The organism is Rubritalea sp., from assembly GCF_039830215.1.
GTDB lineage: Bacteria > Verrucomicrobiota > Verrucomicrobiia > Verrucomicrobiales > Akkermansiaceae > Rubritalea.
Genome location: NZ_JBDOPO010000350.1, coordinates 1 through 12,329 on the forward strand (window position 1 = coordinate 1; position 12,329 = coordinate 12,329).

12 protein-coding genes and 1 tRNA gene are annotated in these 12,329 nt (G+C 44.6%); 9 read left to right on the top strand and 4 right to left on the bottom strand.

The features are described from left to right. From folE2 to ABGY95_RS11835, 4 genes are all read left to right on the top strand, one after another. Positions 1-679 (top strand): GTP cyclohydrolase FolE2 (folE2, locus tag ABGY95_RS11820; protein WP_347441886.1); only part of this gene is annotated, 679 nt, incomplete at its 5' end. A 717-nt stretch (positions 680-1,396) separates the two neighbouring features. Beyond that, the gene (locus tag ABGY95_RS11825) at positions 1,397-1,837 is read left to right on the top strand and encodes a hypothetical protein (protein WP_347441887.1); all 441 of its coding nucleotides are present in this window, start codon (positions 1,397-1,399) and stop codon (positions 1,835-1,837) included. A 106-nt stretch (positions 1,838-1,943) separates the two neighbouring features. Beyond that, entirely contained in the window at positions 1,944-2,309 is a 366-nt protein-coding gene (locus ABGY95_RS11830; RefSeq protein WP_347441888.1) for a hypothetical protein, read from the top strand. After that, complete coding sequence (locus ABGY95_RS11835; RefSeq protein WP_347441889.1) at positions 2,306-4,114, top strand: hypothetical protein; 1,809 nt, start codon at positions 2,306-2,308, stop codon at positions 4,112-4,114. The genes ABGY95_RS11830 and ABGY95_RS11835 overlap by 4 nt, the downstream gene beginning before the upstream one ends. Before the next feature lie 26 nt (positions 4,115-4,140). On the opposite strand, the gene aroB is transcribed toward ABGY95_RS11835, so the two are convergent. Continuing rightward, positions 4,141-5,223 carry a 3-dehydroquinate synthase gene (gene aroB, locus ABGY95_RS11840; RefSeq protein WP_347441890.1) on the bottom strand — a complete coding sequence of 361 codons (1,083 nt, stop codon included), beginning with the start codon at positions 5,221-5,223 and terminating at the stop codon, positions 4,141-4,143. A gap of 525 nt (positions 5,224-5,748) precedes the next feature. Between aroB and ABGY95_RS11845 the strand changes: the two genes are divergently transcribed. From ABGY95_RS11845 to ABGY95_RS11855, 3 genes are all read left to right on the top strand, one after another. Next, complete coding sequence (locus ABGY95_RS11845; RefSeq protein WP_347441891.1) at positions 5,749-6,279, top strand: RNA polymerase sigma factor; 531 nt, start codon at positions 5,749-5,751, stop codon at positions 6,277-6,279. Beyond that, complete coding sequence (locus ABGY95_RS11850) at positions 6,272-7,258, top strand: hypothetical protein (RefSeq protein WP_347441892.1); 987 nt, start codon at positions 6,272-6,274, stop codon at positions 7,256-7,258. Before ABGY95_RS11845 ends, ABGY95_RS11850 begins: the two co-directional genes overlap by 8 nt. 162 nt (positions 7,259-7,420) lie before the next feature. After that, positions 7,421-8,503 (top strand): methyltransferase domain-containing protein, encoded by a 1,083-nt coding sequence (locus tag ABGY95_RS11855; protein WP_347441893.1) that lies wholly within the window; start codon positions 7,421-7,423, stop codon positions 8,501-8,503. 135 nt (positions 8,504-8,638) lie between these two features. Here ABGY95_RS11855 and ABGY95_RS11860 read toward each other — a convergent pair whose 3' ends face one another. Together ABGY95_RS11860 and ABGY95_RS11865 are read right to left on the bottom strand one after the other, a co-directional pair. Continuing rightward, positions 8,639-9,085 carry a MarR family transcriptional regulator gene (locus ABGY95_RS11860; RefSeq protein WP_347441894.1) on the bottom strand — a complete coding sequence of 149 codons (447 nt, stop codon included), beginning with the start codon at positions 9,083-9,085 and terminating at the stop codon, positions 8,639-8,641. A 175-nt stretch (positions 9,086-9,260) separates the two neighbouring features. Then, entirely contained in the window at positions 9,261-9,488 is a 228-nt protein-coding gene (locus ABGY95_RS11865; protein WP_347441895.1) for a hypothetical protein, read from the bottom strand. 301 nt (positions 9,489-9,789) lie between these two features. Between ABGY95_RS11865 and ABGY95_RS11870 the strand changes: the two genes are divergently transcribed. Then, a tRNA-Ser gene (locus ABGY95_RS11870) sits at positions 9,790-9,879 on the top strand. A gap of 80 nt (positions 9,880-9,959) precedes the next feature. Here the strand turns inward: ABGY95_RS11870 and ABGY95_RS11875 are convergent. Further along, a complete protein-coding gene (locus ABGY95_RS11875; RefSeq protein WP_347441896.1) occupies positions 9,960-11,189 on the bottom strand; it encodes a saccharopine dehydrogenase family protein in 1,230 nt (409 codons plus the stop codon). A gap of 180 nt (positions 11,190-11,369) precedes the next feature. Between ABGY95_RS11875 and ABGY95_RS11880 the strand changes: the two genes are divergently transcribed. Then, positions 11,370-12,329, top strand: a 960-nt coding sequence (locus tag ABGY95_RS11880; RefSeq protein WP_347441897.1) for a hypothetical protein, incomplete at its 3' end; no start/stop codon positions are given.

Below are 12,329 nucleotides of genomic sequence, written 5' to 3' on the forward strand. Positions count from 1 at the left end.
AGAAGGTGGAAGCCAACGCACTGTGGCTACCACAGCTCTTGCTGTGGACCTCCCTGAGCATTTCAAGGGTACACATATGAGTCGATTCGTGGAGGTGCTAAACAGCCACGGAAACTGCCTAGATGTCCGGGAAATGAAGAAAGTGCCGGAAGAACTACTTGAGCGCCTTGAGGCGTCTCGAGCACATGTGGAATTCGAATTTCCTTTTTTCCGAACCAAGCCAGCGCCAGTCACAGCTAAAGGTGGTGTGCTTGACTATAATATTCGCTTTGAGGTAGAAGCCTGCTCCAACGGGGATTCTGATTTTATCAGTACAGTCATGGTGCCTGTTGCGACACTCTGCCCTTGCTCAAAAGCAATCAGTGAATATGGCGCGCACAATCAGCGAGGTCTCGTTACCTTTGCTGTGAGGGCTAAGCAGCCTATCTGGGTGGAAGATTTGATTGATCTCGTCGAGTCATCAGCAAGTTGCGGATTATACAGTTTACTTAAGCGTCCTGATGAAAAGTTCGTGACTGAGAAGGCCTACGATAATCCAGTTTTTGTAGAAGACCTTGTGCGTAACATTGCCGGAAAGGCAAATGCACAAGAAAATATTGTGTGGTACAAAGTGGAGGCAGAAAATTTTGAGTCGATCCACAATCACAATGCCTACGCGATGATTGAAAAGCACATCTAAGTTGTGCTAGCTTCTCCCCATGTTGAATAAACTTGGGGATTATTCCATTCGTATAACTTTACTTAAGTCTGCCTGGCGCTTCCAGTTGGATGCCTGAAATGCAGGATGTTTTGGCATTCATGCCAAAATTGTGCGGACATTGTTTCGAGTGCGCGGGGGGAATTTATACGACGACGAACTCATCGTGTCGTTAAGTGCTGCGTGGCTACAGCTGAAGAAGAGGTGCTCGTTGTGTAGGCTTCTCTACCCACCAGAGATCTTGTTGAGGTGTTAACTATCGGTGAAGGTGGCCATTCGATCGTGGTAAGGGGGAGTCGAGGGCCTTTCAAGAATTCTAATTCTCATAAAGCCAGTTTATGGTTAGCTAGTACACTAGAGAATTAGACTAAGAGTTTGTGAAAGTCACTAGAACGATGATTGTTCCCATGTGTGTGGGGGAGGAAACGAGGCTTAAACCTTCATAGTACTCAAGTTTAGCATTGTCTCAGTGTAATTGTAAGCTTATATAAGAGTTTCACATTATGGAGTAGTGTTATGAAGAAATCACAGTTGGAACCACTGCTGCTGGAAAAATGCGCAGCGATAACTTCCCCCGGAGTCAGTCAACAAAAAGGGAGTTTTCTGGTGGAAACTACCATCTCTCTATTCGTTCTAGTCTCGGTTTCAGTCGTCCTTTTAGACGCGTCGTTCAATATTTTAAAGCCGCGCACTTGGACTATGAAAACCAACTTGGTCGATGCTTATCTGTCTCAAGAAGTGGCCTTGATGGCTAACCTTGATTTTGACGATATAGCAGCGGGGACAGACTCGAGCGGAGTGACTACAGGATGGGGGACGGGTACTAGCTCTACAGCAATATTAGCGAATGCAGTTCAGCTGAAGAATACAGTGATGGGGAAATTACCTGGGTTTACGGCGGGTGCCGAAAATGGACGCAACTATGAAGCTACAGTTTACAGAGTAAGGATTATTCCCGAAGTCAATGGTGCCACAATTGTCAATTCAACGTCGGCTGCTGACTTTCAGCAATCAGCTGCGGGTCAACCACTCGCACTCGCTGATACAGGAGTCAATTGTTATGAGCTGCAAACCCATGTGGTATATGTTGTAGGCAATGAGACCTACGTTAAAACTCGTTCTGTTGTCAGATCCCAATAAAAAGATGATATCATTTAAGACAAAGTTACGAAGAAAGGGCTACACCCTTATTGAACTCTCAGTAGTTCTGGTCTTGATTGTTTTGATAGCGAGCACTTTAGTCACTATGCTATCACAGCAAGTACAGTTTTATACTTGGTGGAATACTCAAAAGTTTATAGCTGAGGAGGCTCCACTAGCGAATAATATAGTAGTTCGCCTCTTCGCAAAGGCTGACACTTTTAGGATTGAAACAGATGCAGAAGGCGCAAGTACTATGCATCTGGGGTTTATCGGGGACAATGGCACTACTTATGGAGTGGTTAGTTATAATGCTGGAGTTCTAGAGTACTCCTACGATGGAGGCTCATCCTGGAACATTATTAGTGGGTTATCTGCGGCAGATTTCTATACCGTAGCTGACACTCTACAGTTCAAACTAACAGGTCCTTACGGAGGAGAAATAACCTATGCGGCTGCACCAGCATTATGAAGACGAGAACTTTTAGAAAAAAACAAAGATCGGGGCTTGTTACCATTTTGAGTGTGGTAGTAATTAGCAGCTTTCTACTTGTAATCATGGGAATCATGTACAGAGGGGCCATTCGCGCTCTCGAAGCTCAAAAAAAAGTCCAGCTGCAAGTCGACTATGATGCGAGGAAGCAGGCTTTTTTGAGATCAGTTATAACGCTGTCTCCTGTTACTGTAGCGAATACAATGATAACCAGTGCAAACGCTGATTTCGATGGGAATTCAGGTTTGTTTGATTTGGCTAGTAGTGTTTCTAAGTTTGGGTCGGCTAGAAGTGCTGCTGATGAAACTGGTATGGGGTTTCCTGATAGCTATAAAAATGGTAACACAGGCCACATATCAGGAGCATTTGATGTGGCAGATTGTGTAACTATGGTTACTGCAGCAACTGCACCAGCTCTGCTAGGAGAAACGGTTAGCTTCAGTAAAATAGATTATCCAGATATTCACTTTGGCTATTACACACTTGATGCAGATGGGAAGAAAAAATTTATAGCAAAGAGAAATTCATGGAAAGTCAACGTTCATCCACGAGCCGTTGACGTCGCAGCTGCAGGATTAAGTCAAGACCTCTTGACTGATGAGTACACTCTAGATCTATACGAGATTCCATCCCAGTTGGCTATTAGTTCTTCAGCAATTACAGATATTGGTCAAATTGGAGCAGATAATTACGATGTTGGAAACGCCAATAATATTTCAATAAAAGGAAACGTTTACGCAAAAAAAGCGTCGTTGAGTCATGGCGATATAGATGGGGTTGCTTCAACTCAAGGGGTTTCATTAGAAGGGGGTGCCATAGTGGGGGGTAATATTGGTGCTGCAGAGGCTGCTGTAATCGGAGCCCGGACAACGCATGAAAATACTACTGGCTCATACTATCCCATATCAAAGGCATCTGATTTCGCAAGGAGTCTGTTCATACCTATCAATCCAGGGTTCAGTTTCTTTGATCGGTTTGCTACATCAGATTTAAATGGAGACCCCACAGAAGATTGGTATACTTACTCCTGCGGAAGCCATCAGTGCAAAATGAAGTTGGATATTATCGAGGTTATTGGAGGGCAGCCAACAGCGCTGCGCTTTAGTATAAATAATTATTCAGTTGTGATAAGAAATGCGTCTAGTTTATTAGGCTTCGGCATCGATTGGCCAGTTAGCGGTGACGAGGACTACGATGATTTCCCTTTTTTACCTGAATCTTCCTCTGGTACTGAGGGGGTAGCTATTCACCTAGAAAAGTTAGCGTTATGGATTCAGACTGCAACAGGCGGTGGTATATCTCAATTCAATGTCAAAGATTACCATTCAATCGCCGTGAATGCTAATTACAAAAGCGCTGGAGCTAATGTGCCAATAGCTCCGACACCAAGTCTTAGTCCATTTGTTGTGATTTTGCGAGATTGTAGTGATTTGACTTACTTTACAGACGGTTTTTCAATAGTAACTAACTACACTCTCCATGTATTAGAGGATTTGAATCAGACTCCTAAAACATTGGGTGATGATGATTACCCACCGCTATCTGTATTTGCTCCAACGATTGGCTACGGATTAGGAGATCAATTTCGTTCGGTATCTCTCTCAGGTAGTCTAGGCAGTTTGAATAGAGGAACAGATGAAATTAAGATTCTTGAGCTGAAAGATACTAGCGGAGGAGCATTTGCAGCCCAAACATTTGCAGATCTTAAGCCTATAGAGGAGATCGCAGAATTGCCTCCGATCAATGTAATGAATTGGCTGGTAATGATTAAGAAATCGGACTGAAGGTTTACAAGTAAACTCTTCAATTGCTAGTCCACTCGTAATGCTTCAATAGCAATTTCGATGGACTTCCATGTGACATCTTTAGAGACATAGGCTGAACCTAGTCTCTGGAGTAGAACGAAACTGATGGTGCCTCCAGAGAATTTTTTGTCACGCTTCATCTTTTCCAGAATCACTTCAGTTTTGATATTTTCATCAAGAGTTAATGGTAGTTGGTAAGCTTTGAGTAACTCTAGAACGCGCTCGGATTCTTGGTGGTTCAGGCTGGAATATTTTTCTGATAGCATTAGAGCCGCTCTGATTCCTAAGGAAATTGCCTCGCCGTGGAGAAATGTGCCGTAGGGGACTGAGGCTTCGATACCATGCCCAATGGTGTGGCCAAAGTTGAGCAAAGCTCTAGTGCCAGATGTTTCTTGTTCGTCTTCCTCGACAACTCGCGCCTTGATCGCAATATTATGAGCAATAAGCTCTGCTGGTGGTGATTGATTGAGTGCTGATAAGGATTCTAATGCTTCAAACATTTTGGCATCACGAATAGCTGCATGTTTGATCGCTTCCGCGTAGCCTTCGCGATATTCTCTGCCTGGTAGAGTTGTGAGAGTTGCAGGATCTGCGATGACAAGCTGAGGTTGATGAAATGCGCCAACCAAGTTTTTTCCTTCGGCGATATTAACTCCTGTTTTCCCTCCTACTGATGAGTCTACGAGCGATACGATAGTGGTGGGTATTTGCACGAAAGGAATGCCTCTGTAAAACACGGATGCAACAAAGCCAGCGAGGTCTCCAACTACACCGCCCCCCAAAGCAATGACATAGGAGGAGCGGTCATGCCCTTGTTGAGTCATTTCTCGGCAAAGAGCTTCTGTATTACTTAAGGACTTAGAGGCTTCTCCAGCTTTTACTATGTGGCAACTCGCGTTGTACCCTTCAGATTCTAGCTGAGTTATAAGATCTGATAGATAGTGTGGGGCAACATTACTATCGGTAATGACAGCTGCTTTTCCCTGCAGGCCAGCCCGCTTAATTAAGTTTGCCGCATTTTGTAGTAGGCCATAATCACATAGAACATGATAGCTGCGGTTGCCTAAATTTACGTGAACACTTGCCATGTGTATTGGGTAAGGGATCTTCTTCCTTTCGTAAACTTCTTATTCATCTTTATCTATTTTATGAGTGCTGGTTAAGTAGCATTTTTATTAACAGAATGGTTGAATGAGCTAAAAAAAAGCAGCATTTATAAGCGCGATAAAATCAGAGTAGTATTGGCCTTAGCAGGAATGAGTGTGTGTGATGATGTCGGGATGTGACTCGCTAATTTTGGGACGACTCCTGAATCTGTTGTTATTCAGCCACCAGTGCTTGAGGCGACAGAATATTCTTCTGATCTCACTCAAGGCCAAAAGCCCCCCCTCACAGCTAAGCTTTTAGCTAGGCGGACTGGTTTTGATTTCAATCCCCAAACTGGTAACAGTTTGGGGATGCAAGGGTTTAACTCAGGTCTTTTGGCGTGAGATCTCTAAAAGCCTGATGAGATACACATGCTATGTGCCATAAGTGATTTTTTATCAGTACATAAATATAATTGATTTTGGTGGAATAGATATGGGAATTAAATACTCTTAGCTTTAGAAAACATGAGTGAATTCCAAGATTTAGTAGACCAACATTATCAGGCGCTCTATCGCTTTGCTTATTCGTTGGCAAAGAGTCCAGATCGAGCTGCTGACCTAGTTCAGCAAACTTTTTGTATTTGGGCGCAGAAAGGCCATCAGTTGAAGGATCGGAGCAAAGCAAAGACTTGGTTGTTTACAACTCTCTACCGTGAGCATTTAGGTCACGCTAGGAGGTCGAATCGCTTTCCAGAAACTGATCTCGAAGAGGTCGATTATCATTTGCATTCTCATGAACCAGACACCAGCAGAGGATTGGACGGGAAGCGGGCTGTCGAGTTGTTACAGCGATTGGATGAAACTTTCCGTGCCCCCTTGGCTCTCTTTTTTCTACAGCAACATAGCTATAAAGAAATCGCAGCTATTCTCGACGTGCCGATTGGTACTGTGATGTCCCGTATTTCTCGAGGCAAAGAACAACTGCGTAATAAAATGCGGGATGACGCAGAAGATAAGATTATAAACATGGAAGGAAAGGTGAGACAAAATGGATAACACACAGGCAAAATTCTTACTGAGTAGTTTTAGACCAGACGGAGCAGACGCACATTTACCTGAGTTTGCTGATGCTCTGAAGCTTGCAGCTGAAAATCGTGAGTTAGGCGAGTGGTTAGCACACGAGAGGGCGACTGATGCCGCCTTTGCTAAGGCTCTAAATGATGTGCCTATTCCGAATGGCTTACGTGACGAAATATTAGCTGTATTGGCATACGACGGTGGCATTGCAGACGTTGACCTAGATTTAGACGGTTTATTTACTGGGGGAATGGCCTCGATCAAGCCTCCAGAAGGCTTGCGCGATCAAATTCTTGCAGCCATGGAAATGGAGCAAGGTGCCGTACATGAAGAAAATACCAAAGCGGCTGAGGTGAAAACTTGGCGTTGGCTATCTGTGGCAGCAATAGCGGCGGCTGTTGCTGTAGTAGCTTTATTTACAATGAGTCAACCGATCTTAAACCATTCCAATCAAGACGTGATGGTGATAAATGAGGCTTCAGTACTGAACCCAACGATAGGCTATCCCGCTGTCCAGACCGTGGCTGTGCATTCTGCTGTGCAGCAAATGGCTACAAAATTGAAATCGCCAGATCAGATTCATTTAAATACTAACCTAGACTGTGCCCATGCGGCGATGCAGTTCTTAGACACAAAGAGGCATCCTGTTCCTAGCCAACTTCCAGTGGGATTAGAAGATGCTACATTGGTGGGAGCTCGAGACATGTATCTAGAGAGCGGACAACCGATTTCCTTACTCTGTTTTGAAAAACAAGGCTTGGGGATGGTCCACTTAATAGTAGTTGATTTAGCTAGTCTAACAGACGCAGACAAGCTTACTTCGATGAAAAGTATTTCTCTACAGTCATGCTACGGCTGTAAGAAAACTCAGTTCAATATAGCGCATTGGCGCGAAGGTGAAAAAGCCTACATGATTCTTACCAAAGCTAAGAAAAAGGACATGGTTAAATTATTTTGACCGTAGATCTGAATTTATCGTTAATCATGCGCAGCTTCTAAGTTGCGCATTTTTTATTCATTTTAGTGTGAATTATAATCTAAAAATCAACAATCCATTATAAAAATTGAATCAGCTGTTAAAGACCGTTACGCTGCCGCTGCGAACCAAGCCGAGGCCGCTTTGTGTTGTTCTGTTGACTACGACCCCAAATATTTAACAATTATCCCACAGGAAGTAATCGAAAAAGACTATGGCTGTGGAGATCCATCCAAATGGCTCAGGTCTGGGGAAACTGTGCTTGATTTGGGAAGTGGGACTGGGAAAATATGCTTCATAGCCTCACAAGTTGTAGGTGAACACGGTAAAGTCATTGGTGTGGATATGACTGATGATATGTTAGAGGTGGCCGAGCGGAATGCTCCAACCATTGCCGATGCGGTTGGCTATTCAAATGTTGAGTTTCGTAAGGGGCGGATTCAAGACTTAGCTTTAAATTTAAAATTGCTAGAAAATCACCTCTCTGAAAATCCGGTGGCCGATGCAAATGCGTGGATGGCTCTAGAAGCAATTGAGCAAGCTCTACGCGTCGAGCAACCTCTTGTGGAAGACAGTAGTATTGATGTGGTCGTTTCAAACTGTGTTCTCAATCTTGTAGAGCGTGATCTTAAAGGGCAAATGTTTAAGGAAATATACCGCGTCCTAAAGAACGGGGGGCGTGCAGTTATTTCTGATATTGTGGCTGACGAAGAAGTTCCTCAGCATCTCCAACGGGATGCCCACCTCTGGAGTGGCTGTATATCAGGAGCGATGACAGAAGAAGGGTTTCTGAAAGCATTTGAGGACGCTGGGTTCTACGGGGTTGAGTTCGTAAAATTTGAAAGTGAACCTTGGCAAACAGTCGAAGGGGTTGAGTTTCGTTCTGTTACAGTACAAGCTTGGAAGGGGAAAGAGGGAGCCTGTCTTGAGCGCAACCAAGCGGTGATCTATAATGGACCCTTTAAAAAAGTGTTAGACGATGATGATCATACTATGGAACGAGGCAAGCGCTATGCTGTGTGCGAAAAAACTTACAACCTTTACAAAAAGGCCCCTTATTCTGACTCCTTTACTTTCTTGGAACCTCTTGAAGCGGTGGCACAGGTTGATGCCAAGCCTTTTGACTGTTCGCGGAGTTCTGAGCGTCATCCTCGCGAGACAAAAGGCCATGGGTATAAATTAACGACAGAATCAAGTGATTGCTGTGGCGGCGAATCTTGTTATTAGTTCCCCTAAAAGTTGAGATTTACCTTGGGGGAAACCATCCTAAGAACTGAACATTACAATTACTGGGTAAACAAAAATGCACAGCCGACGGCGGTGTATTTTTTGGGTAGAATGTTGGCTCTAGGCCTGAGCGGTTTATCGCTTAATCATCATTTGAGCGTGTCGTATGGTATCTGCTTCTTCTTCATCCATTTCAGCCATTGTGTCAGCAAGGCTAGTTGCTATCTCACCACGCATCTGCGCTACGAGCTCAGTACCTGTAGTTGTTATGCGAACCATTATCTTACGGCGATCTTCGGCAGCATGAACACGCTCTACATAGCTAAGTTTCTCTAAGCGGTCCACTAAGCCAGTGGCAGCAGCAGTGGAGTGCCCCATCTTTTTGGCAATATCGGACATCGTGAGGTAGTCTTCGCTAGATAGGTAAGCCATGAGGAAAAACTGTGGGAATGAAATTTTACCACGGTTAAGTTCCGACGAAAGGTTCAATATGCAGGATCGTTGGGTGAACAGAACAAAGTCAGCGAGGCGCTCTGCTTCAGCTCGACTCGATGCATCGTTCATGTTGAGGGATGTGTTCATAGGAGGCTGTATTGTGTAGTTTTTATGAATTCTACGAGAATGACTCTCGAACGTGGAAAACATTCTAATATTTTTTTAAAAAAACTATCAATAGAAATTATAAACTTTTTTGAAATATTTAGAAAAATGAGTAAAAGTATCGGATGCTTTTATTTTTTAGCAGTTTACTAAGATGTTATGGAGTTCCAGCTGCTTGATTTGCTCTAGCTTGGGTTGAGTTACCCAAATCACGCATAAATACAGGGTCGTTTACTGTATAGATTCCATCGCTGAGATCGGCTATATAGAATTGACCAAGCTTCTGCTCGGTCATTTTGAGAGCGTGAACTGTTCCGTTTGATCCGCGTGAATAGAAAATGACATCGATATCGGTCGCGAAATTACGATATTTCTGAATAAGCATATAATTTTTTGATAGGTACACCGATGCGACTCTACCTACCAAAACATCACTTTTAACCAATGCTTCACTTGGCGGATCAAGCTTTTTTGTCCTGGATGTTCCTGTGTTGCAGGAGTTGTTGCAAATCATTGATAATGAAATAAGCAGGTGTTTAGTGAAGAGTCGCATACGTATTGGAGCTTATGTCATTGAGGCGTGGACTCAAGAAAGGCTTATAAAAAAGCTGCTATTTTTTGTTCAGAAGTGTTGACTAGACTTCTCCTATGTGGTTCTTTCCCTGCACTTCGATGAACGAATCACTGGACCGGTGGCTGAGTGGTCGAAAGCGCTCCCCTGCTAAGGGAGTATACCAGTGATGGTATCGAGGGTTCGAATCCCTCCCGGTCTGCCATTCGTTTATTCGATACGAAAAGCCCGCTACTGTAGTAAGTAGCGGGCTTTTGTCTTTTTGGAGTTACGAAGTTAAGAGGTTTAGGTTGTGACGGAGAGCGATTTTGCTGCTTCAGGAGAGAGTTCCACACAGGTCCATGGGAGGCCATACTTATTGAGGTCATCCATGAATGGGTCTGGGTCGTTTTGTTCCATATTCCAAACTCCGGCAGAAGTGGCCCATTTGCCTTCCAATAATAATTTAGCGCCGATCATCGCTGGGACACCAGTGGTGAAGGACACTCCTTGGGAACCTACTTCGGCGAAGCATTTTTCGTGATCACAAATGTTGTAAATATAAACAGCTTTTTCTTTGCCGTCTTTGATGCCTCTGATGATGCAGCCGATGCAGGTTCTACCTGTAGTAGTTTTGCCTAGCTCGCCGGGGTTAGGAAGGACAGCTTTGAGAAACTGGAGGGGCACTATTTTTTGACCGTTGTATTCAACTTCGTCAATGCGGGTCATACCGACATTTTGTAGTACTTCGAGGTGTTTGAGGTAGTTCTCTGAGAATGACATCCAGAACTGAGCTCGCTTGATCGTGGGAATGTGTTTGGTGAGAGACTCCATCTCCTCGTGATACATGCGGTAGATCGAGTAAGTGCCCACTTGCTCGGGGCAGGTGAATTGTTTTGAGACCGACATGGCATCGGTTTCTTGGAAATCACCATCTTCCCAGTGACGGCACGGGGCTGTGACCTCCCGGAGGTTGATTTCCGGATTGAAATTGGTAGCGAATGCCTGGCCGTGATCCCCTCCATTGATATCCACGATGTCGAGGTAGTGCATTTCGTCGAAGTGGTGCTTGAGCGCCCAAGCTGTGAAGACGTTGGTGACGCCTGGATCAAAGCCGGAGCCAAGTAAAGCTTTGATCCCAGCCTTCTCGAAGCGTTCTTGGTACGCCCATTGCCAATGGTACTCGAATTTGGCTTCGTTAGGTGGTTCGTAGTTTGCTGTGTCGAGGTAATGGACTCCCGCTTCGAGGCAGGCGTCCATCACTGGGAGGTCTTGATAGGGGAGGGCTACATTGATCACTAGTGATGGCTCAACTTGCTTGATAAGTTCCACTGTTTCGGAAACATTATCCGCGTCGATTTTAGCCGTGTTGATATGTACTCCGTAGCGTTGGCTAACAGAGGCTGCGATAGCATCGCATTTCGAGACGGTGCGTGAAGCTAGTGTTATCTCGGAGAAGGTGGTGGGAAGCTCAGCGCATTTGTGCGTAACTACGGAGCCGACACCGCCGGCTCCAATAATGAGAACAGTAGACATAGTTAAGTGATTTTTGTGGGTGGGATGGTCTTTTAGTAGCAAGTTAGTGGCTTGTCAGAGCTTTTCTTCAGGAATTTTTGAGCGTTAGCTTGCCATGATAGATGAATTGGGCATGATACCGCAAATGTTGGCCTGCACAGTGCCTTAGAACCCTTTATTGAACCAGAATAGAACTAGCAGATGAGCGAAAAAATCGTTGAAATTACAGAGGCTGAATTGCCCCACAACCTTAAGACACTTTGGCTTAAGGCGCTTTCAGCAGAAGAAATGCAGAACCATACGTATGCCATAAGTTTGGTGAATGCCGTGCTGAAAGATTCACCAGGTTTTTTAGCTGGCCGTCAATTAGCGCGCAAGTGTGCGATCCAGGTTGCTTCTGCTTCAGGTAAAAAGAAAAAGAGTGGCGGCATGACAGCGCTACTATCGGGAGGTGTGTCTTCCTTGAAGTTAGCTAGCTCAGCTAAGAAGGATCCTATTAGTGCATTGATTCAGATCGAGAAAGAGCTAGAAAAAGACCCATTTGAGCCTCAAATCAACGATGTACTTTTCGATACAGCCATGCGCCTGAACCTTTTGGATACAGCCGCTTTTGCTCTTGAGACAGTCCGTAAGGGGGCGCCAGAGAATACCAAGTTGATGCACAAGCTCGCTGAGCATTATTTGCTTCGCGATATGCTTGAAGAAGCTACAGATGTTTATAATGGCATCATAAAGCAAGATTCAGGTGATATCCACGCGGTGAAGGGAGCAAAAGACTCCTCTGCCAGAGCTTCAATGAAGAAGCAGAAGTGGGAAGATGCCCAGAGTATAGATCACCTCAAAAAGGACGCGTCACAAATGGCTCAACTTGAAGCCTCAGACCGTGCCGCCATGACTAATGATCAACAACTAGAGAAGTTGGGGTTGTTGATTGAACAATACCATGCAAACCAAAACGACCTCACAGTGGTTAAGGACATTGCTCAGCTGTATGAAAATATGGAGAATTGGAAGGACGCACACGCGTTTTATGATTGGGCTTACCAGATAAGTAACGGGGACACTGCTTTGAAACTCAAGGCTGGTCAGATAGCTGACCGTGTGGCCAATGAGAAAATGAAAGAGCTCGAAGAGCAGCTCGAGGCAGATCCAAATAATGAC